Source organism: Sulfitobacter sp. M13 (assembly GCF_053474885.1).
Genome location: NZ_CM130281.1, coordinates 2,070,046 through 2,091,264 on the forward strand (window position 1 = coordinate 2,070,046; position 21,219 = coordinate 2,091,264).

Genomic DNA, 21,219 nt, shown 5'->3' on the forward strand with positions numbered 1-21,219 from the left:
CGCTATTGCGTCAGATAGCGCCGCAGGACGATGTCAGGCATATGGCCGCGCAGGATACTGTCGGGCATGACGTAAAACGGCAAATCTGTCATCCCGAGCTGTTCTGCCAAGGCAGCGCTTGTCGGATCGGACATAACGTGATGCTTGAACGTCACGTTGTATGTATTTGATATTGTGTTAAGTTCTTCCAGCGCATTTGCACAGTCCGCGCAATCGTCACCGGTGAACAACGCAATCCGCGTGCCCGCCAGCACCTGCTGTGTGAGCGACGCGATTAGGTCAAGGTCGGCTTGTGCCTTCTCTTGATAGGCCTCGGCCGCGTAATTTGGAGGTGTCACTGCGGCGGCGACCAGCTCTGGCTCGGCGCGCAACAAGGCACGTAGCTCTGTCCCGAACGCCATACGCTCCGCATCTGTTAGCGCGCCAAAGTCAGTTTGCGCGACCACCGGAAGGGCGGCCACGCAAAACACCAGGGCCAGGCGCATCTTAGTCGCGCTTTTCTGCGACAATGGCTTTCATCTGGTCATAGGGCAGATAGCCGCGCAGGAGTTCATCTTGCATCACGAAAGTCGGGGTGCCAGAAATTTGCATCGCTTGTGCCAGCTCACGTGTGTTTGCGATCGCGGCTGTGACTTCGGCACTGTCCATTTCTTTCTGGATCGCGTCGGTATCCAGATCAAAGCTGCTGGCCAAGCGGCTTAGCGACGTCTGCGTAATGTCACCGTTAAAGCTCATCAGGGCGTCGTGGACGGATTTATAGGCCTCGTCGCCTGCCACGATTTTAGTCGCGATGGCAAAGCGCGAGGCGACCATGGATTGCTCGCCCAGGATCGGCAGCTCTTTTACGATAAAACGGATGTTGCCGTCGCCGTTCACAAGTTTTTCGACTTCGGAGAACGCTTTTTTGCAGTAGCCGCAGCGGTAATCCATGAACTCGACAATGGTCAAATCGCCGTCAGGGTTGCCGCCGACATAGGAATAGCCATCATCAAAGATCGCCGCTGCATTGTCGGATACCAGCGTGAAATCCGCCTGCGCCTGCGCTTCGGCCTCGCGTTGCTGTAGCTGGTTGACCGCTTCCATGATGACTTGGGGGTTTTCCATCAAATAGGCGCGAACCTCCGCGCGGAATTGCGCGCGCTCGGCGTCGGTCAGTTCGGTCAGGTCCATCGCTTGGGCGGGGGCTGTCAGGGACAGGGCCATCAAGGCGGGGGCGATCAGCTTTTTCATCAGGGTCACTCGCTTGTTGTTGCGCAGGGGTGCAGGCACCGGTTGCAGGGGTGGTGCGCGATTTTGAACGCACGCACAAGGGTTGACGGCACCAGCGGGGTGCGGTGAAAGGTCCAAGCCCAACAGTAGGATCAAGCTTATGCGTATTTCAACCCGGTCCCAGGTCGATCCCTTTATCGTGATGGATGTAATGCAGGCCGCCGCTGCCGCCGAGGCAGAAGGCCGCCACATCATCCATATGGAAGTCGGCCAGCCAGGCACCGGCGCGCCCAAAGGGGCCAGCGCCGCGCTGACAGCCGCGATGGAGCAGAACGCGCTTGGCTATACCGTCGCACTTGGCCTGCCGGCGCTGCGCAAGCGGATCGCGCAGATGTACGGCGAGTGGTACAATGTTGATCTGGACCCAAGCCGCGTGGTGATCACCTCTGGTTCGTCGGGCGGGTTTATTCTGACGTTCACATCGCTGTTTGATACGGGCGATCGGGTCGGTATCGGTGCGCCGGGCTACCCCAGCTATCGCCAAATTCTTAAGGCGCTGGACCTCACTCCGGTTGATCTGCCCACCTCGATCGAGAACCGTTTGCAGCCGGTGCCGTCGGATTTCGCCGATATGGACCTTCAGGGGCTTTTGGTCGCCTCGCCGGGCAACCCGACGGGGACGATGCTGGACCATGGGGCGATGTCTGCGCTGATTGACGCGACCCAAGGGCAGGGCGCGTCATTTATTTCGGACGAGATTTACCACGGCATCGAATACGAGAAAAAAGCCGTTACCGCGCTTGAGATCACGAACGACGCCTATGTGATCAATTCCTTCTCCAAGTATTTCTCTATGACGGGGTGGCGTGTGGGTTGGATGGTTGTGCCCGAGGATCACGTGCGCGTGGTTGAGCGGATCGCCCAGAATATGTTTATTTGTGCACCGCACGCCAGTCAGGTGGCCGCCCTTGCCGCGATGGATTGCACGGCAGAGCTTGAGGCAAACATGGACGTCTACCGCGCCAACCGTGCGATGATGGTCACGGGGCTGCGCGAAGCCGGGTTCACCAGTTTCGCTCCCCCTGACGGGGCATTCTATGTCTATGCGGATGTGTCATCGCTGACAACGGACAGCCGCGAATTGGCGCGTGACATTCTAAACAAGGCCGGCGTGGCTGTCACGCCCGGGCTGGATTTCGATCCGGTACGCGGGCATCAGACGCTACGCTTTTCCTATGCGCGCAGCACACAAGACATCGCCGAGGGTCTTGGGCGGCTCAAGGCCTATATGGCAGCACGCTGAAAGGCTGGTTCGGGGCGGGGCGGAATGTTATACCCGCCGCAACCACCCCAAGCAGAACGGTGACAGGCATGCGTATTTTCCCCATTATCGCAACGGTTTGCGCGCTGTCGTCGCCTGCTTCGGGGCAGGATCTGACGGCGCTTGCGCGGGTTGAACCGGACAAAAGCGCGATCTCGGATGGATGGTTCGGCGGGACAACCTTGACGTTGGGGCTAAGCCAGGGCGTGCCGTTTCGCGTGTTCCTGCTGGATGATCCGGCACGGCTGGTGGTTGATTTTCGCGAGGCCGATTGGAGCGGGGTCAACACCCAAGACCTGCTGCCAGAGCCGGGGCGGATCAGCGGATTGCGCTTTGGTCCGTTCCAGCCCGGTTGGTCACGTCTGGTGGCGGATCTGGCCGAACCAATGATCCCGCGCCAAATCGGGATGCCGGTGAACAAGGGCTCTGGTCAGGCTACGCTTGAGATCGAGTTGAAATCGGCCACCGTCGAAGAGTTTGCCGAAGCCGCTGGTGCGCCTGTGGATCCCGCGTGGACCATGGCGCTTGCTGCGCCGCCGAAGGTGGAGGCCGATACCAAAGCAAGCCCGTTCCGCGTTGTGCTGGACCCCGGACACGGCGGGGTCGATCCGGGGGCTGAAACGGACGGCGTTTTGGAAAAAGACCTGATGCTTTCCTTTGCCCAAGCGCTGCGGGACACGCTGGTGCGTGACGGAATCGACGTGGTGATGACTCGCAACACCGACCACTTCGTTGCGCTGGAAACACGTGTCGCCATCGCGCATCAGGCAGAGGGCGATCTGTTTATATCACTTCATGCTGATAGTTTGCCCCAAGGCGGGGCGAAGGGTGCGACGGTCTACACGCTGTCGGATGACGCCAGTGATTCCGCCACAGATCATCTGGCGGCCCGTCACAACCGCGCGGATATTATCGCGGGGGCTGATCTGACCGGATCGGACGATCAGGTGGCCAGCGTGCTGTTAGACCTCGCCCGCCAAGAGACAGAGCCACGGTCCGTTGCCGCCGCCTCCGCGCTGCTTGAGGGGATGAAAGCTGCCGGGGGGCCAATGAACCGGCACCCGCTGCGCAATGCCGGTTTCTCGGTGTTGAAATCCGCCGATATTCCATCGGTCCTGATCGAAATCGGGTTTCTCAGCTCCAAACGGGACCTGGCCAATCTGCGGGACCCGATCTGGCGTGCTGTGATGGTCTCAGCAATTGCCGATTCCATTGCCAAGTGGCGCGACGCGGATGCAGCGCTTAAGCCTTTGATTCGCCAGTAATCCACGGCACGTCCGATGGCGTTATCTGTGCGCGGGTTATCGCACAGGAAAACTGCATCGTGTTTTGACGATTCCCACAGGGTTGCGTATAGACGGTTCACCAACCCTCCTTGCAAGGAACTGCCAACCGTGTTTCGTTTGATCCTGTCTTTTTTCGGGGGTATTTTCACCACCCTCACCATGAGCATCGGTATGGTCGCCCTGACCATCGGCGCGGTGTTCTGGATGTATGGCCGCGATCTGCCCAGCCACGAATCCCTCGCGCAGTACACGCCGCCGACGATCAGCAGGATTTATTCCGGGCAGGGGCGGTTGATTGATGAATTCGCCAAGGAACGCCGCCTGTTCGCACCGGCCAATACGATCCCGGCACTGATCAAACAGGCGTTCATCTCGGCCGAAGACAAGAACTTTTACATCCACGAGGGGTACGATCTGCGCGGCATCGGTGCCGCTGCGGTGGATGCGGTGCGCACACGGGGCAAGGACGTGCGCGGTGCGTCGACCATCACGCAACAGGTCATGAAGAACTTTTTGCTGTCTGGCGACCGACGCGCAGAGCGCAAGGTAAAGGAAATCATCCTTGCCGCCCGCCTTGAAGAAACGCTCCCCAAAGAGAAAATCCTCGAACTTTACCTGAACGAGATTTTCCTTGGCCAAAACTCCTACGGTGTAGCTGCGGCCTCGCAGACCTATTTCAACAAGACGCTGGGGGAGCTGGCCCCGCATGAGGCAGCCTTCCTAGCGTCCTTGCCCAAAGCGCCGTCCGACTACCACCCTGTCCGCCAAAAAGAGCGGCTGCTGTCGCGTCGGAACTTTGTTCTGCGTGAGATGAAGGAAAACGGCTATATCACCGCCGCTGCTTATGACACCGAAGTCGCGCAGCCCCTGCGGTCGGTGCAGAATGGTGATTTCGAAAGCTTTAAGGCAGAACTGCCGCCGCGTGATTACTTTACCGATGAAATTCGCCGCCAGCTGTCTGAAAACTTTGGCGAGGGTGAATTTTTCACTGGCGGTCTGACCGTGCGCGCCACCATCGACAACGAAATGCAACCCATCGCGGCACAATCCCTGCAGCTTCAACTTGAACAATATGACCGGGGCATTGGTATCTATCGCGGCACCGGCAAGAAAATCGCGACTGAAAAGCTGATGTCAGAGGCAGATTGGCGCGAAGCGTTGTCTGACGTGCGGGTGCCGCGTGATGTTGATCTGGAAAATCAATGGCATCCGGCAGTTGTCCTGAACCTTGAAAATGGTGCCGCCCGTATCGGGATCGAGGGCGTGGACGAAGTTGAGGGCGGTCATTCTATTCCTGCCAAGGATGTCCAATGGGCGCGCAAACGTCTGGAAAACGGCAAGCTTGGCCCGCGGGCACAGGTGCCTGCAGATCTGCTTGAGGTCGGGGATGTGGTGCTTGTGCGTCGCATGACCACCGATAGCGACGGGTCGTTTATCCGCTGGACCTTGCGCCAAATCCCCGAAGTGCAGGGCGGCTTTGTTGCGATGGACGTTAACACAGGCCGCGTGATCGCGATGCAGGGCGGCTTTTCCTATCAGGCATCGGTGTTTAACCGCGCCACGCAGGCCAAGCGCCAGCCGGGGTCAAGCTTTAAACCCTTCGTCTATGCTGCGGCGCTCGACAGCGGCTATACCCCCGCGACCATCGTCGTGGATGCGCCGATCGAAATCAATACACCTCAGGGCATGTGGCGGCCGCGCAACTCGTCGAACAAGTTCTACGGGCCCACGCCCTTGCGGACAGGTATCGAACAGTCGCGCAACCTGATGACCATCCGGCTTGCACAAGAGGTCGGTATGAACACCGTGGGCGATTACGCCGAACGGTTCGGGGTGTACGACAATCTGTCGCCGGTACTTGCCAACGCGCTCGGCTCGCAGGAAACGACGCTGTACCAAATGGTGTCGGCCTATGCGATGTTCGCGAATGGCGGCGAGCGTGTGCAGCCGACCTTGGTTGACCGTGTACAGGATCGCTATGGCCGCACCGTTTATAAGCACGACCAGCGGATCTGTAACGACTGCCAGTTGGAAACCCTTGCCCCCGGTGTCGGGCCGCGCATTGTTTCCAACCGTGAACGGGTCATGGACCCGATTACCGCCTATCAGCTGACCTCCATGATGAAGGGCGTGGTTGATCGCGGGACGGCCCGCGGCGCGGTGAATTTGCCGGTGCCAATTGCGGGCAAGACCGGTACGACAAATGATGCGAAAGACGTCTGGTTCATTGGGTTCTCCAGCAACATCGTGGCGGGCTGCTATATCGGTTTCGACAATCCGCGCTCGCTGGGGCGTGGGGCGTATGGGGCCGGTATGTGCGGTCCGGTGTTCCAGCGTTTCATGAGCGAGGCCATTCAGAAATATGGCGGCGGCCCCTTCGAAGTGCCGCCCGGTGGGCGCTTTATCAAAATTGATCGCTTCAGCGGTGCGCGTCTGTCCGACAGTGCCTCGGGCTCAAATGTTGTGGCCGAATATTTCCGTGATGGCGAAGAGCCCCTGTTCGGGATCACCTTTGACGGTGGCTTTGCGATGGGTGCCGATCTGCCACTGGTGAACGAGGCAGGCAGTGGCGCACGCGAGGTTACGACCTCTACCGGTAAAAAAGCCCGTGTGGGGCCCAAGGCCAGCTTTGGGACGATCAACTCTGGCGGGCTGTACTGACGCCACAGGCACCGCCCTAGCGCTTGCCCAAGTTGCCGCGCTGGTCTATTTGAAACGCGGCCCCGGCTATTCGGGGCCGCGATCTATTTAAAGGCAGGATACCATGCGCGCAGATGCACAAAACACAGCAGACCAGATCAGCAAATCGCTGGAGCTGTTGGCGCAGCGTCTGAATGTCGAAACCGCGCCCTACCGGCTGGAAGAATTCAACGCCCGCGTCGAGAACCCCAACCTGTGGGATGACCCCGACGCAGCGCAAAAGCTGATGCGTGACCGCCAAGCGTTGGTCGATTCTATCGCCACCTACGAAGGCATCAAGCAAGAGCTGGCCGACAACATCGAGCTTATCGAACTGGGCGAGATGGAGGGCGACGAAGAGGTGGTTTCCGAGGCAGAAGGCTCCTTGAAAACACTGGCCAAAACAGCAGCCCAAAAAGAGCTTGAGGCGTTGCTGAACGGCGAGGCTGACGCGAATGATACCTTCCTTGAGATCAACGCAGGGGCGGGCGGCACCGAAAGCTGTGATTGGGCCAATATCTTGTCGCGGATGTACGTCCGTTGGGCCGAGAAAAAGGGGTATAAGGTCGAGCTGCAATCCGAAAGCGCGGGCGAAGAAGCCGGAATCAAATCAGCCACCTACAAGATCAGCGGTTTGAACGCTTATGGTTGGCTGAAGTCAGAATCCGGTGTGCACCGTCTGGTGCGGATCAGCCCCTTTGACAGCGCTGCGAAACGGCACACGTCCTTTACCTCTATCTGGGTATATCCGGTGGTCGACGACAATATTGAAATCGACATCAATCCGAGCGATATCCGCATCGATACCTACCGCTCTTCCGGTGCCGGTGGCCAGCACGTGAACACCACGGATTCTGCCGTTCGGATCACACACCACCCCACGGGGATCGTCGTCACCAGCTCTGAGAAATCGCAGCACCAGAACCGTGACATCGCAATGAAGGCGTTGAAATCGCGGCTTTATCAGATGGAGCTCGATCGTCGGAACGCTGCCATCAACGAAGCCCACGAGAATAAAGGCGACGCAGGCTGGGGCAACCAGATCCGGTCCTATGTTCTGCAGCCCTATCAGATGGTTAAAGACCTGCGCACCAACTATGAAACCTCGGATACAAAAGGGGTGCTGGATGGTGATCTTGACGGGTTGATGGGGGCCGCACTGGCGCTTGCGGTATCGGGTAAATCCCGTGCCGAGGCGCAAAGCTAAGACCATAATCTAGGCAACGCCGCGCGGACATACCGGTGACGCGCGACATTCGCGTCACCGCCTCTTGCATCTGCGCGCTGCCTTCCGTTTTATGACCCGAACGGAGGGCACAGGCATGAATATCCTAGACATCGGGGCATTGGCCCAATCCGAAGCGCTGGCGAACGGGAGCTTGACCGCCGTCGCGCTGATGGAGGCAACCTTGGCGCGCATTGACGCCGTCAACGGGCAGGTCCACGCCATCGTCGCGCTGCGCCCCCGGGCAGACCTGATGGCAGAGGCCGCACAGGCCGACGCAACGCCAAGAACCGGCTGGCTGCACGGTATCCCCATCGCGATCAAGGACTTATCCGATGCCAAGGGGTTGCCCACCAGCAAAGGCTCGCCTCTGTTTGCCGACACTATAGCGCAGAAGGACAGTGTGTTCGTCAGCCGTATTCGTGCGGCGGGGGCCATCATCATCGGCAAGACCAACACGCCCGAATTCGGTCTTGGCAGCCATACGTTCAATCCGGTCTACGGTGCCACACGCAACCCCTATGATCTGTCCCGCTCTGCTGGCGGCTCATCGGGCGGGGCGGCGGCGGCACTGGCCTGCGGTATGCTGAGCGTCGCGGATGGTTCAGATATGATGGGCAGCCTGCGCAACCCCGCCGGCTGGAACAACGTCTACGGTATGCGTCCAAGCTGGGGCACTGTTCCGGCAGAGCCCGAAGGGGATATGTTCCTGCATCAGCTCAGCACGGCAGGACCGATGGCGCGTACCCCGCGTGATTTGGCAGCCTTGCTGGATACCATGACCGGTAACGACCCCGATCAGCCATTGGGTCTGTCGCCAGGACCTAGCCTGCCCGAAATGGGCGCACCGGTTCATCCGCGGCACATCGGTTGGCTGGGTGATTGGGGCGGGGCTTTTCCGTACGAGGACGGGATCGACGCAACCAGTCGGGCGGCATTGGACCAGATGGCGGCTTTAGGGCACAAAATCACCCATCTGCCCGCGCCCTTTGATGCAGAAGCGATGTGGGAAAGCTGGATTACCCTACGCTCTTTTGCCGTAGCAGCCGGACTTGGTCCCTTTTACCAAAATGCGAAAACGCGTACGCATCTTAAACCCGCCGCCCAGTGGGAGGTAGAACGCGGCCTTGGGTTTTCGGCACATGAGGTACAAAAGGCCAGCCTGACGCGGTCCGATTGGTACCGCTGTGTGACGGCGCTGTTTGAAAAGGTCGATGTGCTGGTGCTGCCGTCTGCCCAGCTGTGGCCCTTTGACGTCGATCAAGTGCATCCGACACAGATCGCGGGTCGTGATATGGATACGTATCATCGCTGGATGCAGGTGGTGGTGCCGGCTGGCCTGATCGGACTGCCCGTCGTTAATATCCCCGCCGGGTTTGGCGCGGCAGGGCTGCCAGCGGGGCTACAACTAATCGGGCCGCGCGGTAGCGACGTGAAGCTGTTGCAATTAGCCCAGCGTTGGCACGAGACGACCCACTGGCCCCAAGCCCGCCGACCACAGCTCGGCTAGCGCGCGCATTATTCAAACGCGTACTCGGGACGCAGCAGACGCCGATGGAAGGGCTCAGGCTCTTCCTCGGCAAATAACCCGCCGTTACGGGCGACTTTCAACACGGCTGGCAGGGTTTGGGGCAGGTACTCATAGACCAGACGCGTTGCGCGCAGCCCGATGGCGCTTTCGGGTACGGTACGCGTGATATACCCGACCCAAAAGTTATTGTTAAATGTCCCAATTCGACCAAGATAGTTAAACGATGACGTCATCGCGCCGCGCCGTGACGCGATAATTGCGATGCCCTCTTCCTGCATCAAGACGACACCACGATATTCGCGAAACTCAGATTTGAGTGGCAACCCCTGCATGCGCATGGCCATCGCCGTTTCATAGCCTCTCACATAGGTTCTACGTCCGCGACGAAAGACCATCAAAAGCCCGACGGCAAATTTTTCGGGGATCAGAAAGCTTCGGCGCGAAAAGCGGTAGAACCCACTGGGAAGCATGGCTTCGGGAAGATCCAGCGCGCGGGCCGCTACAAAATCACGCATCAGTCCAGACGACGGGGGGGCAGGTTTTTTTATTTCATTTAAAGGTTCCAACAGAATGCGGGCATCGACACCGAAGAACTGGCAAATTCTGGCCAGAACGTCGGGTCGGGGGAAACTGTCCCCGGAGAGGTAGCGATTTAACTGGGTCCGGTTGACGCCGAGCTCATGTGCGAGGTAGGTCACCGACGGGTAGTCTGCTATTAACTGTTTTAAATTATCGCCAAAAATCGTTCTAATATCAGCTGGGCTTGTCATGAAAAAAGTCCATTAGAATAAAGTAATTAAACATCACAACCTTTGAATGAATTGGCAAGTGGATTTGCCCTTATTAGATGTTAATTGACGCTGATCAGCGTCAAAATAAGCAGCGACCGACACAAATTGAAATCGTAAAAAAATCGACAATTTATCAAAATGGCGCGAGTATATCTCATGTCTAGAAGTATTTAGGAGGGGTTCGGAAATGTACGGAGTAGTGCTTTGGAGCGACGCGAAAGCCAATAAAGCCGTTTTCTGGTGTGAAGATCACGGCGACCTCGCCTACTTTCACGGCGATCCGGACAGCGTAGACCCTACCGAGGCACCCTTTGATGCCGGCGACCTAGTTCAATTCGAAGTCTATCAGGATGCCAAGCTGCGTAAGGCGTTCAATCCCGCCATCGTGAAAAGCAAAGCGGATGCCGATCTGCCGGAAAAGCTGATGCAGCACTCAAACACGACCGTAAGGGATACTCTTGGGGGCGATATTTTGCATTTCCGGCCCAGAAACACACTGCCCGCAGAGCTTCGTCAACGTGACCTAGCCTAGCCTGTTGAGGCTAAGCTAGATCACGGAGCCTACTCGGGCATTTAGTTGCCGCGAGACAGCGCTGCGACACCGGTCCGCGCGACAGATACCAGCCCTAAGGGGCGCATCAGCTCGGCGAAGGCATCAATTTTCTCGGGCGCGCCGGTAATCTCGAAAACGAACGTTTCCAACGTGCTGTCAACGACATTGGCACGAAAAATATCCGCCAGACGCAGGGCTTCGACGCGTTTTTCGCCTGTGCCGCTGACCTTGAACATTGCAAGTTCGCGTTCGACCACCGGACCTTCGACGGTAAGGTCATTCACCTCATGTACCGGTACAATCCGACCCAGTTGCGCCTTGATCTGTTCGATGACCTGCGGTGTCCCCGAGGTGACGATCGTGATGCGGCTCAGGTGACCTGTATGATCCACCTCTGCCACGGTGAGGCTGTCGATGTTATAACCGCGGCCTGAAAACAGGCCGATGACACGCGCCAGCACGCCGGGTTCGTTTTCAACCAGAACCGCAAGCGTGTGCCGTTCAATAACATCCGAAAAGTTGGGACGCAGGTTGTAGGCTGAATGGCTGGTGGCGCCTTTTTTGATCTTTAGGGCTGACATGACACTGTCCTTTTAAGATGTATTCAATGTCGGCGCGCGGCCGCGCCGATGTGTTTGCTTGTGCCGTTCGCGGCTTAGACCAAGACCGATCCTTTGGCGTCGATCACACCCTGCGTACCGGCACCCGCCAGCATCATTTCGTTGTGGGCTTTACCTGACGGGATCATTGGAAAACAGTTTTCGTGTTTTTCCACCAGACAATCAAAGATAACGGGGCCATCGTAGTTCAACATCTCCATGATGGCATCGTCCAGATCATCGGGGTCGGAACAAATGATACCCTTGGCCCCGAAAGCCTCTGCCAGCTTTACAAAGTCGGGCAGGGATTCAGACCAGCTTTGGGAATAACGCTCGCCATGCAGCAATTCCTGCCACTGGCGTACCATACCCAGACGTTCATTGTTCAGGATGAACTGTTTGACCGGCAGGCCGTATTGCATCGCGGTGCCCATTTCTTGCATGTTCATCAGCCACGACGCTTCGCCAGCGACGTTGATTACCAGCGCGTCGGGGTGGGCCATCTGCACACCGATGGAGGCAGGAAAGCCGTAGCCCATTGTGCCAAGCCCACCGGATGTCATCCAGCGGTTCGGGTCTTCGAAATTCAGATATTGTGCCGCCCACATCTGGTGCTGGCCGACTTCGGTGGTGATATAACGGTCGTGATCCTTGGTCAGCGCCTCAAGCCGCGAGAGCGCGTATTGCGGTTTGATGATCTTGCCTTTTTGTTCAAACTTCAGGCAGTCAACATTGCGCCATTCCTCGATCTGTTTCCACCATTTGGCAACCGCGTCGGAGTTGGTTTTGCGGCCGCGGGATTTCCAGACTTTCAGCAGGTCTTCCAGCACATGGCCCACGTCACCGACGATAGGAATGTCGACACGGATGATCTTGTTGATCGACGACGGGTCGATGTCGATGTGCGCTTTCTTCGACTTTGGGCTAAACAGATCGACGACGCCGGTAATGCGGTCGTCAAAACGCGCCCCGACGTTGATCATCAGATCGCAGTCGTGCATCGCCATGTTGGCCTGGTAAAGACCGTGCATCCCCAGCATCCCCAGCCATTTGTCGCCGGACGCAGGATAGCTGCCAAGGCCCATCAACGTAGAGGTGATGGGAAAGCCCGTCGCCTCGACCAATTCGCGCAGCAGTTGCGATGCCGCGGGGCCAGAGTTGATGACGCCGCCGCCGGTATAAAAGACGGGGCGTTTGGCGGATTCGATGGCCTCTACCAGTGCGGTGATCTCGGTCATGTCGCCTTTGAGGGGCGGCTGATAATGCGAGGTCGACGGTTTCTTGGGGGTGTATTGCCCCGTGGCGAATTGCACATCCTTGGGGATGTCGACAAGAACCGGACCGGGGCGCCCGCTGGTGGCCACGTGGAATGCCTCGTGCAGGACAGCGCCCAGTTTGTCGGTCTCTTTCACCAACCAATTGTGTTTGGTGCAGGGGCGGGTGATGCCCACGGTGTCGGCCTCCTGAAAGGCGTCAGAGCCGATCATAAAGGTCGGAACCTGACCCGTCAGAACTACAAGCGGAATGGAATCGAGCAAGGCGTCCGTCAGACCAGTCACAGCGTTGGTGGCACCGGGGCCAGAGGTCACAAGCACAACGCCCGGTTTCCCGGTCGAGCGCGCATAGCCTTCGGCGGCATGCACCGCGCCCTGTTCGTGGCGCACCAGCACGTGTTTGATGCTGTTTTGTTGGAACACCTCGTCATAAATCGGTAGGACAGCGCCGCCGGGATAGCCAAATACGGTATCGACACCCTGATCAATCAGGGCTTGAACGATCATCTTCGCTCCGGTCATTTTACGTGTCATCTTGGTGCTCCGTCAGGCGGTGGTTTATCAAAAGGTGCGTTGCGCAAAAAAAAGCCCCCGATTTTGACGGGGGCGCATGGTGACTGGTATGGTCTGCCGTTACCGGCCCATGCGCGTGTGTCTTAGAATGACGACGATATCTGTAATCGCTAGATCTGTCATAGCCAAAGGCCCTTCATTGCGTGCGTGGACATTATGAGCGGCGCAAAGGGGCGTCAATGGCATATTTGATCTAAAAGTGTCGCTAGGGGCTTAAATTCTTTTCATTTGTTGCGTGAAATCGTAAATTTTCTAATTTTTGAAAAATTGTAGCCGTTTAAACCGGTTTTGCGGCGCTATAGCCGGACTCCCGTTCCCTGCAACACCCCATGTTCCATCGCATAACGTGTCAGCCCCGCAGTCGACGAGATGCCGAGCTTGCGTTTGATGTTCTTGCGGTGTGTCTCGACGGTACGCACGGAGATGTCCAAGGTCACCGCGACTTCTTTGTTGGATTTGCCCTGTGCCAGCTGCAGCAGGATCGTCTGCTCCCGCTCGGTTAGGGATTCACGCGTTGCGTCCTTGGGTTCAAGCGACCCTTGCGCACCGGTGCATAGATAGCGACTGCCGGCCATCACTGTATCGATCGCCAGCTTGATCTCGTCGGTGGGCACGTCTTTGAGGATATAGCCCAAAGCACCGTGGCTCAGCGCCGAAGAGATATATTCGGGGTTATCGTGCATGGACAGGATCACTATGCGGGTATCAGGTTCGCGCTCCAGCAAAATTTCAGTCGCCGAAAGTCCGCCGATCTCGGGCATGTTGAGGTCCATCAAGATCACATCAGGTGCCAGCTGCGCGACGCTATCAATGGCAGCGCGGCCGTTGGGCAGACAGCCAACCACCTCAATATCATCGTAGCTTTCTAGGATCGACTGAATGCCTTCGGCGACCATCGGGTGATCGTCGACAATCATGACCTTGATCATATGTGATGGCGGAGAGGCTGAAGGGGGCATGAGGTTGCTTTCGGCAGGAGGAAGATCATCGGGGTCAGGGCAGGGCGATCGGCGGCGGGCGCAGCATATGGGTCAGCGGTACGGTGGCGGTGATCTGGGTGCCGCCTTGGGCCGAGGCTTGCAGCGTCAGCGTCCCGTCAAGCTGTTCAATCCTTTCTTGCATATTGCGCAGCCCCAAGCCGCCTGAAACAGAGCGCGTCTTGGACAGCCCCAACCCGTCGTCAGAGATAGAGAGCGTCGCCCCCTGCCGGTGTCCCCGCAGGTCGACAATAACTTCCGTGGCGCGGGCATGGCGTTCGATATTGGTCAGCGCCTCTTGTGCGATCCGGTACAGTGCAATCTTAGCCTCGTCGTCCAGACGGTTGCGAAACACCACGGTGTTGAACTGGCATTTCACGCCTGTCCGTAGTGCAAACTGTTCTACCAGAGTTTTCAGCGCCGGACCAAGGCCTAGATCATCAAGGATGCTGGGGCGTAGCTCACGGCTGATACGGCGGACTTCTGCGATGGCTTCGGCAAGGCTGTCGATCCCCTTGGCCAAAGGCTCTGCTGCGCGGGTGTCGCCCCGTTCAAGCCTGCGGCGCGCATTGTCGAGCGCATAGCGCACCCCCACAAGAATCTGGCTGATCCCGTCGTGCAATTCGCGCGCCACACGCCCGCGTTCTTCTTCTTGGGCATCAAATACCCGTTGGGTGAGCTTCTTGAGCTTGGCATCCGCAAGGCGGCGTTCGCGCAGGTTGACCAGCATGCCCGACCCGAAGACCAGAAAAAGCGCGGTGACCGTGATCGCGCCAATATAGAAGAACGTGCGATGCACCCGCGCCAAGACGTCGAAACGGGCGGTGGCACCGCTGGCGAGCACGTCATCGATGAATACACCCGTGCCCACAGCCCACTGCCAACTTGGAAACGACGTCACATAGGTGATCATGCGTGCGTCTTCACCGGTCGACGGTTTAGGCCACATATAGGTGTGATACCCGCCGCCATTGCGCGCGATGCGGATCAGTTCGTCCACCACAGCAGTGCCCTGGCTGTCCGTCTCGCCGGCAAAGTTGCGGTTGATCCGGTCGGTTTGGCGCGGGCTGACGAGCGCGGTGCCGTCGTAGTCGTAGACAAAGAATTGCCCCTCTTCGCCATAAATCATCGCTGACAGGATCTGCGCGACCTGCGATTTTGCCCCCCCGTCATCGGGCGAGGCAGAGCCGTAGACAAAGTAAAACCCATTGCGTGCTTGGGTGACATAGTTGCGCAGTTCGACTTTTTTGGCGTCGATCAGTTGCTGTTCTAACGTCGAGATTTCACGGTTCGCGACGGCGCGGGCCTGTAATGCCACCACAAAGGCAATCGCCGTCACCGCCAGCACCAAAGGGACGGCAGCAATGAGCGTCAGCTTTTGAGCATAGGTGGGGGCGATCAGGAATGACGGGCGGCGCATGCATGGCTGATACTGGGAAATCCTCGCGAATCAAAGTGCTAGATGCAGCGAGCCTTTCACCCGCTATGCGTGCGGGTGCACAAGATATGGCGGGTCACTTCAGTCGTCTGCAGCATATTTGGGCGGTAAAACTGTGCTGTCTACGCAGTAGTTGGTATTTTCATGTTCGGGCATTTGCGTAAATTGAGTGTCACTTGAAATGACCTGCGCGCATATAATGAAGCGCGGGCACCCTCATATTACTCGGGAGGAGTATCCAACATGGACCGTCGTTCATTTCTGAAGACATCCGCGCTTGGCGGGTCTGCCGCTGCTGCAACCACACTAGCCGCACCGCTGTATGCCCAAGGCAAACGCACGCTGACCATGGTCACCGCTTGGCCCCGTGGCTTTGCCGTGCTCGATGACGCTGCCACCTATCTGAACAATATGGTTAACGAAATGTCTGACGGCACGTTGACCATCGAAAAGAAAGCCCCCGGCGAGCTTGTCGGCGCGTTCGAAGTCTTTGATGCCGTGTCCTCCGGTCAGGCGGATATGTACCACGCCGCCGACTATTACTTTATCGGCCAGCACCCCGGTCTGGCGTATTTCACCGCCGTGCCTTTCGGTGCCACAGCCCAAGAGCTGACAAACTGGTACCTGCACGGTGGCGGCCATGATCTGCACAACCAGATCGGTGAAATCTTCAACATGAAGATGTTCCTCGCCGGTAACTCCGGGTCGCAGTCCGGTGGCTGGTTCCGCAAGGAAATCAACTCTGCCGCAGACTTCAATGGTCTGAAATTCCGCATGCCCGGTCTGGGCGGCAAGGTTCTGGGTAAACTGGGCGCATCGGTTCAGAACATCCCTGGTGGTGAACTGTATCAGGCGCTGTCGTCGGGCGCGCTGGACGGTCTTGAGTGGGTTGGCCCATTTGCGGACGAACGCGCGGGCTTCCAGGAAGTCGCCAAGATCTATTACACCGCTGGTTTCCACGAGCCAGGTTCGGGTCTGACAGCATCGGTCAACCTTGATGTGTTCAACGACCTGACGCCTGCACAGCAAAAGATCATCGAATATGCATCGATGGCGACGACGCACACAGGTCTGGCCGAAACGCTGGCCAATAACGGTGCCGCATTGTCCCGTTTGCAGCAGCAGGGTGTTAAAACCATGCAGTTCCCCGACGATGTTTGGGATGCGTTCGGTGCCGCCTCCAAAGAGGTTATGGACGAGAACATGGACGATACCCTGTTCGCTGACATCCGTACCAGCTTTGAATCCTCGCTGTCCGCATCGGCAGAATGGCTGTCGAAATCCGACGCCTACTATGTCGAGCAACGCCAGCGCGTTCTTGGCAAAATGTAAGTCATCCCGTTGGGATGACATGGGGGCTGCCTTTGGGCGGCCCCGCACGCGACTTTGCATCTCTGAAACAGGGCACGCAAAGGGAGGATAATTTTCGCACCAAGCCCGCGCTGAAACCGGGCGGGCGAAGGGGGGATATCAATGGCAGAAGATGCAGTATGCGCAGGATTTTTCCGCGCGGCGGAAGGGGCCAAAATCAGCTGCTTGGACCAGTTCCAAGAGGGCAACCTGATCAGCTTTGTTCTGGGCAACCTACTTGAGGCGCTCTATAATTTCTTTGCAGCGCTGCTGAACCCGTCCATGTGGCTGGACTGGTCCAATGGCGAAGCGCTGATGCGGTTCATCTACTACGGTGCCTCGGCAGAGCTGTTCTTTGTCCTGCTGATCGGGCTGGTGATTGTCACGGCCATAGGGATTTGGAAGCGCAGCGTTATGTGGGCCTGTGTGCGCGGGCTGGAAGGTTTTGCCAACGCGACGGGGCGTCTTTTTGCGTGGGCCGGATTGCTGATGGTGCTGCAACAGATCATCATCGTCTTTATGCAGCGCATTTTTACTCGGCCTGATATCTCTATCGGCTTTGGTATTCCGCTGCAATTCGACATCAGCTGGTTTGCCGAAGAACTAAAGCTTTTCAACGCCTTGGTCGTCTGTCTTTGTGTGTCTTACACCTTTGTGCAAGGCGGGCACGTACGGGTTGACCTGTTCTATGCCGGTGCCAAGTTCCGCACCAAGCGCGTGATCGACATGCTCGGCGCGCTTTGCTTCATGATCCCCTTCGCGATTGTCACGTGGCTTTATGGCTGGTTCTTCCTGTGGCGCCATCTGGTGACACCGAACCCGTCGGCATCTGACCGGCTAGAGCTGTTGCTGCGCAAGGCGCGTTTGTTGAAGTGGAATGTGGAGACCATCGGCTTTTCGCCGAACGGGTTCAATGGCTACTTCCTGTTCAAGATCCTGCTTTGCGCCTTCTGCGTAATGGTGATTTTGCAGGCAATATCAGTTTTTTATCGTGCTTTGTTAGAGTTCCGCGAAGGGCCTGAGAGCGCAGATAAATATCTCGACCGCGATACGTTGGGCGAGGGCGAAGAAGCCTATGAGGGCACACATTAATTCAAGGGGCGTCCCATGCTATTTGGTCTCGACGGGGTCGAAGTTGGCCTGATCATTGTTTTTGCCTGCCTCTTTGGCGGCATCCTGTCCGGCTTTCCGGTGGCCTTTGCCATCGGTGGTGCTGGTATCATTTCTTTCGGCATCATTGCCGCGCTCGATAGTGCGGGGTTGATGGTGCATCAGGCGATTGACCAATCGTCCCAAGCGTATCGTGATCTGGTGAACTCTGGCGTTCCCAACGACGCGGTGTCCAAGTTCCGCTATCCCGATCTACCGCTCATTGGTGAATCGGTTTTCCCCCAAGGGTGGGAAGTCGCGCTGGATCGTAATGTTAGCTTTATCGTGAACCGAATGAACGAACGTGTTCTCGCCGGGCAGTCGATCGAGACGCTTCTTGCCGTTCTGATGTTCGTTCTCATGGGGATCACGCTCGAGCGTTCCAAGATTGCTAACGACTTGCTCACCACGATGGCGCGGGTGTTTGGCCCGTTGCCAGGTGGCCTTGCCGTGTCGATCGTAGTTGTTGGGGCATTTCTTGCCGCTTCGACAGGAATTGTGGGCGCGACTGTTGTTACGATGGGCCTGCTTGCCCTGCCTACGATGTTGCGGAACGGATATTCGCCCGAGCTTTCAACCGGTGTAATCGCCGCGTCTGGTACCTTGGGGCAAATTATCCCACCGTCCATTGTTATTGTTCTGTTGGGCACATTGGCTGGTGACTTGTACTCAGCGGCGCAAGAAGCACGGGCAACCTCGGCTGGATGTACGGATGCGTTGACCTATCTGGGCGAGCCTGCGGTCGTGTCTGTGGGCACGCTGTTTCAGGCGGCATTGCTTCCGGGGATCATGCTGGCGCTGCTTTATGCGCTCTATGCCTTTGTGTACGCGCTGCTGAACCCTGAAAAAGCGCCTGCTGTGCCAATGGGGGCGACCAATGCCGAACCCATCACGCGGGGCGAAGGTTTTACGTGGTTCCTTGGTATGCCGGCCATGCTGATCGTCGGGACGATTGTTCTGGGCAACCTTGGTATGGTGGGAAGCCAGTCGACAGTGGTTTCAAGCTTTAGCGACATCGGGAAAGGCGCCAGCCTGCGCACGAACGTCGGCGAAGCCTGTCAGGCCGCGATGATCGAACTGCACGGGCAAAGTGCATGGGATCAAGCGGTGACCGAACAAGCCGGGATCGAAGCCGCGGGTGGTCAACAGGCCAGCGAAAAGCTGACCGAAGAAGCACTGGCCCAAAAGCAGGCAGACAAGATCGCTGATGCCGCTCCGATCGGGACCGGTGTTGCGATCATCCTGATCCTGCTGGCCTTGGTCATGACGACGGGTCGCGGTGTGGCACCTTCGGCGGACAAGCGCCCCTTGATCATCGGCGGCATTGGTCTGGTTCTTGCCGTGCTGGTGGACATCCTGCTGATTGGCCCTGCAACGTCATCGGGTGGATTGGTGGTGCTGATGGCGCTGCCGTTCGTGGCTGTGATGTATGGTGTGGTCTATGCGCTGAAGCTTTGCGCAGGTAACGAACTGATCCGCGTGGTCTTTCCGCCGCTGGTCCTGATCGTTGCGGTGCTGGGGTCGATCCTTGGCGGTATCACCAACCCGACGCCTGCCGCGGCTTTGGGGGCAGGTGGTGCCATCATGCTGGCGGCGTATCGCAAGCTCAAGGATATGGATCGGTCACCCAAGGTGATCATCTGGTCCACGCTGGCGATCCTGATCAGCATCCTTGTGGGTGTGAACTTTGACCTGCGCATAAACCAAGAGGGCGTGAGCGTCGAAGGCTGGTTTGCCTTCTTCGTGGCCTATGGTGCGTATCTATACGCGGTCTTCGGTCTGCTGTTCTCGTGCTGGATTCTCTATACCTCGGGCGTGCTTAGCCCCGTGGTGCGCGAGACGGCCAAGGTGACCTCGATGGTATTTACCATCCTGATCGGGTCGCAGCTGCTGAACCTTGTTGTGATCTCCTTTGGCGGTGAACACTACATCCAGCAGTGGCTGAAAAGCTTTGACAACGAGCTGACAGTCTTTTTGATCGTGATGCTGGTGCTGTTTGTGCTGGGCTTTGTGCTCGACTTCCTCGAGATCATCTACATCGTGATCCCGATTGTCGGGCCGGTGATCTATGGCGGCACCTTTGATCCGAAATGGGTGACGATCATGATCGCGGTGAACCTGCAAACGTCGTTCCTGACGCCGCCCTTTGGCTTTGCGCTGTTCTACCTACGCGGCGTTGCGCCGGCGAGCGTGACCACGTCGCACATCTACCGTGGGATCATTCCTTTCGTCTTGATCCAGGTTGGGGCCTTGGCGCTGCTGTGGATGTTCCCGGTGATCGTGACAATTGTGCCGGATCTAATTCCGAACTAAACGGGCAGCACGGTTCTGCTAAAACAAAAGGCACCCCTCGGGGTGCCTTTTTTCGTTTCATTGAGAATGAAAGCGGTTCAAAGCGCAGCGCAGTCGCGTATCAGCCTCTGGTCGGGCTCAGATCGGGCAGCGCGATATTGGCGACCTGCTCGGCAATTGGAACGGTGTTCAGCGGATGCTCATCGGAGGAGAAATCATCGGGGTTACGCATCTTTTGCCACGCGCCCCCCATATAGACCTCAAGTCCCGAGAACTTGGCTTTATACCCCATCTTGGGGCTGCCGGGCACCCAATAGCCTAGATAAACATAGGGCAGGCCCGCCGAGCGGGCGATCTCAATATGATCGAGGATGATGTAGTTGCCCAACCCGTCACGGGGGCGGTCGGGGCTGTAGAAGGAATAGACCATGCTCACCCCATCCTCGAGCACGTCCGTCAGGCACACACCGATCAAATCACGGGTTTGCTTGTCATGATATTCGATCACACGGCTGCGGATCGGTGTTTCCTCGATCATCGCGGCAAATTCGAAAACATCCATATCCGCCATGCCACCATCCGCATGACGGCTGTCAAGATAGGTGCGAAACAGATCGTATTGTTCTTCTGTGGCCCATGGCGACGTCGCCCGTCGCGCTATCCCTGCGTTGCGTTTGATCGTGCGCCTTTGGCCCTTGCTCGGGCTGAAGTCGGCCACGTTGATGCGCGCGGACATACAGGCTGCGCAATCGGCGCAGGACGGGCGGTACAGCACATTCTGCGACCGCCGGAACCCTTGCCCCGACAGACTGTTGTTCAGCTTGGTCGCAGACTCTCCTTGTAGGGCGGTGAACAGCTTACGTTCCATCCGACCTTCAAGATAAGGGCAGGGCTGCGGTGCAGTGACATAGAACTGCGGTGCGATGGGGAGTGTATGGCGCATGAAAATCCGTTGTTGTTCCGCGAAATCCT

The 21,219-nt window shown here is 57.7% G+C and carries 17 protein-coding genes; 9 read left to right on the top strand and 8 right to left on the bottom strand.

Annotated elements, in window-relative coordinates:
- Positions 1–2: 2 nt before the first annotated feature.
- Both ACVBAU_RS09900 and ACVBAU_RS09905 read right to left on the bottom strand, forming a co-directional pair.
- Positions 3–485 (bottom strand): disulfide bond formation protein DsbA, encoded by a 483-nt coding sequence (locus ACVBAU_RS09900; protein WP_448326074.1) that lies wholly within the window; start codon positions 483–485, stop codon positions 3–5.
- 1 nt (position 486) lies between these two features.
- On the bottom strand, positions 487–1,230 hold the full coding sequence (locus ACVBAU_RS09905; RefSeq protein ID WP_093733900.1) for a DsbA family protein: 744 nt from the start codon (positions 1,228–1,230) through the stop codon (positions 487–489).
- 139 nt (positions 1,231–1,369) lie between these two features.
- Between ACVBAU_RS09905 and ACVBAU_RS09910 the strand changes: the two genes are divergently transcribed.
- The 5 genes from ACVBAU_RS09910 to ACVBAU_RS09930 all read left to right on the top strand — a co-directional run bounded on the left by ACVBAU_RS09910 (position 1,370) and on the right by ACVBAU_RS09930 (position 9,230).
- Complete coding sequence (locus tag ACVBAU_RS09910; protein ID WP_448326077.1) at positions 1,370–2,512, top strand: pyridoxal phosphate-dependent aminotransferase; 1,143 nt, start codon at positions 1,370–1,372, stop codon at positions 2,510–2,512.
- A gap of 68 nt (positions 2,513–2,580) precedes the next feature.
- Positions 2,581–3,795: an N-acetylmuramoyl-L-alanine amidase gene (locus ACVBAU_RS09915; RefSeq protein ID WP_448326079.1), complete on the top strand. Its 1,215-nt coding sequence runs from the start codon at positions 2,581–2,583 to the stop codon at positions 3,793–3,795.
- Between the two features lie 129 nt (positions 3,796–3,924).
- The gene (locus ACVBAU_RS09920) at positions 3,925–6,477 is read left to right on the top strand and encodes a penicillin-binding protein 1A (RefSeq protein WP_448326081.1); all 2,553 of its coding nucleotides are present in this window, start codon (positions 3,925–3,927) and stop codon (positions 6,475–6,477) included.
- A gap of 103 nt (positions 6,478–6,580) precedes the next feature.
- Positions 6,581–7,702 carry a peptide chain release factor 2 gene (prfB, locus tag ACVBAU_RS09925; protein ID WP_335743976.1) on the top strand — a complete coding sequence of 374 codons (1,122 nt, stop codon included), beginning with the start codon at positions 6,581–6,583 and terminating at the stop codon, positions 7,700–7,702.
- Between the two features lie 115 nt (positions 7,703–7,817).
- Positions 7,818–9,230: an amidase gene (locus tag ACVBAU_RS09930; protein ID WP_448326083.1), complete on the top strand. Its 1,413-nt coding sequence runs from the start codon at positions 7,818–7,820 to the stop codon at positions 9,228–9,230.
- 8 nt (positions 9,231–9,238) lie between these two features.
- Here the strand turns inward: ACVBAU_RS09930 and ACVBAU_RS09935 are convergent, their stop codons facing one another.
- Complete coding sequence (locus tag ACVBAU_RS09935) at positions 9,239–10,021, bottom strand: helix-turn-helix domain-containing protein (RefSeq protein WP_448326085.1); 783 nt, start codon at positions 10,019–10,021, stop codon at positions 9,239–9,241.
- A gap of 208 nt (positions 10,022–10,229) precedes the next feature.
- On the opposite strand from ACVBAU_RS09935, the gene ACVBAU_RS09940 reads away from it, so the two are divergent.
- Entirely contained in the window at positions 10,230–10,574 is a 345-nt protein-coding gene (locus ACVBAU_RS09940) for a hypothetical protein (protein ID WP_138923409.1), read from the top strand.
- 41 nt (positions 10,575–10,615) lie between these two features.
- On the opposite strand, the gene ilvN is transcribed toward ACVBAU_RS09940, so the two are convergent.
- The 4 genes from ilvN to ACVBAU_RS09960 form a co-directional block, all read right to left on the bottom strand.
- Positions 10,616–11,176 (bottom strand): acetolactate synthase small subunit, encoded by a 561-nt coding sequence (gene ilvN, locus ACVBAU_RS09945; protein ID WP_138923408.1) that lies wholly within the window; start codon positions 11,174–11,176, stop codon positions 10,616–10,618.
- Between the two features lie 74 nt (positions 11,177–11,250).
- Positions 11,251–13,002, bottom strand: coding sequence for an acetolactate synthase 3 large subunit (locus tag ACVBAU_RS09950; protein WP_335743978.1), 1,752 nt, complete (start codon positions 13,000–13,002; stop codon positions 11,251–11,253).
- Between the two features lie 335 nt (positions 13,003–13,337).
- Positions 13,338–14,000 (bottom strand): response regulator transcription factor, encoded by a 663-nt coding sequence (locus tag ACVBAU_RS09955; RefSeq protein WP_138923406.1) that lies wholly within the window; start codon positions 13,998–14,000, stop codon positions 13,338–13,340.
- A gap of 34 nt (positions 14,001–14,034) precedes the next feature.
- Complete coding sequence (locus ACVBAU_RS09960) at positions 14,035–15,438, bottom strand: cache domain-containing protein (RefSeq protein ID WP_138923405.1); 1,404 nt, start codon at positions 15,436–15,438, stop codon at positions 14,035–14,037.
- A 261-nt stretch (positions 15,439–15,699) separates the two neighbouring features.
- On the opposite strand from ACVBAU_RS09960, the gene ACVBAU_RS09965 reads away from it, so the two are divergent.
- The 3 genes from ACVBAU_RS09965 to ACVBAU_RS09975 all read left to right on the top strand — a co-directional run bounded on the left by ACVBAU_RS09965 (position 15,700) and on the right by ACVBAU_RS09975 (position 20,268).
- Positions 15,700–16,788, top strand: coding sequence for a TRAP transporter substrate-binding protein (locus ACVBAU_RS09965; RefSeq protein ID WP_093733846.1), 1,089 nt, complete (start codon positions 15,700–15,702; stop codon positions 16,786–16,788).
- A gap of 141 nt (positions 16,789–16,929) precedes the next feature.
- Positions 16,930–17,898 carry a TRAP transporter small permease subunit gene (locus tag ACVBAU_RS09970; RefSeq protein ID WP_448326089.1) on the top strand — a complete coding sequence of 323 codons (969 nt, stop codon included), beginning with the start codon at positions 16,930–16,932 and terminating at the stop codon, positions 17,896–17,898.
- A 15-nt stretch (positions 17,899–17,913) separates the two neighbouring features.
- Positions 17,914–20,268: a TRAP transporter large permease gene (locus tag ACVBAU_RS09975; protein ID WP_448326091.1), complete on the top strand. Its 2,355-nt coding sequence runs from the start codon at positions 17,914–17,916 to the stop codon at positions 20,266–20,268.
- 100 nt (positions 20,269–20,368) lie between these two features.
- On the opposite strand, the gene ACVBAU_RS09980 is transcribed toward ACVBAU_RS09975, so the two are convergent.
- Entirely contained in the window at positions 20,369–21,190 is an 822-nt protein-coding gene (locus ACVBAU_RS09980) for an arginyltransferase (RefSeq protein ID WP_138923402.1), read from the bottom strand.
- Positions 21,191–21,219: the final 29 nt, after the last annotated feature.

Bases quoted from the DNA above. Each gene is read 5' to 3' on its own strand.
- ACVBAU_RS09900 (WP_448326074.1), bottom strand. From the start codon at position 485: ATGCGCCTGGCCCTGGTGTTTTGCGTGGCCGCCCTTCCGGTGGTCGCG.
- ACVBAU_RS09905 (WP_093733900.1), bottom strand. From the start codon at position 1,230: ATGAAAAAGCTGATCGCCCCCGCCTTGATGGCCCTGTCCCTGACAGCC.
- ACVBAU_RS09910 (WP_448326077.1), top strand. From the start codon at position 1,370: ATGCGTATTTCAACCCGGTCCCAGGTCGATCCCTTTATCGTGATGGAT.
- ACVBAU_RS09915 (WP_448326079.1), top strand. From the start codon at position 2,581: ATGCGTATTTTCCCCATTATCGCAACGGTTTGCGCGCTGTCGTCGCCT.
- prfB (WP_335743976.1), top strand. From the start codon at position 6,581: ATGCGCGCAGATGCACAAAACACAGCAGACCAGATCAGCAAATCGCTG.
- ACVBAU_RS09930 (WP_448326083.1), top strand. From the start codon at position 7,818: ATGAATATCCTAGACATCGGGGCATTGGCCCAATCCGAAGCGCTGGCG.
- ACVBAU_RS09935 (WP_448326085.1), bottom strand. From the start codon at position 10,021: ATGACAAGCCCAGCTGATATTAGAACGATTTTTGGCGATAATTTAAAA.
- ACVBAU_RS09940 (WP_138923409.1), top strand. From the start codon at position 10,230: ATGTACGGAGTAGTGCTTTGGAGCGACGCGAAAGCCAATAAAGCCGTT.
- ilvN (WP_138923408.1), bottom strand. From the start codon at position 11,176: ATGTCAGCCCTAAAGATCAAAAAAGGCGCCACCAGCCATTCAGCCTAC.
- ACVBAU_RS09950 (WP_335743978.1), bottom strand. From the start codon at position 13,002: ATGACACGTAAAATGACCGGAGCGAAGATGATCGTTCAAGCCCTGATT.
- ACVBAU_RS09955 (WP_138923406.1), bottom strand. From the start codon at position 14,000: ATGCCCCCTTCAGCCTCTCCGCCATCACATATGATCAAGGTCATGATT.
- ACVBAU_RS09960 (WP_138923405.1), bottom strand. From the start codon at position 15,438: ATGCGCCGCCCGTCATTCCTGATCGCCCCCACCTATGCTCAAAAGCTG.
- ACVBAU_RS09965 (WP_093733846.1), top strand. From the start codon at position 15,700: ATGGACCGTCGTTCATTTCTGAAGACATCCGCGCTTGGCGGGTCTGCC.
- ACVBAU_RS09970 (WP_448326089.1), top strand. From the start codon at position 16,930: ATGGCAGAAGATGCAGTATGCGCAGGATTTTTCCGCGCGGCGGAAGGG.
- ACVBAU_RS09975 (WP_448326091.1), top strand. From the start codon at position 17,914: ATGCTATTTGGTCTCGACGGGGTCGAAGTTGGCCTGATCATTGTTTTT.
- ACVBAU_RS09980 (WP_138923402.1), bottom strand. From the start codon at position 21,190: ATGCGCCATACACTCCCCATCGCACCGCAGTTCTATGTCACTGCACCG.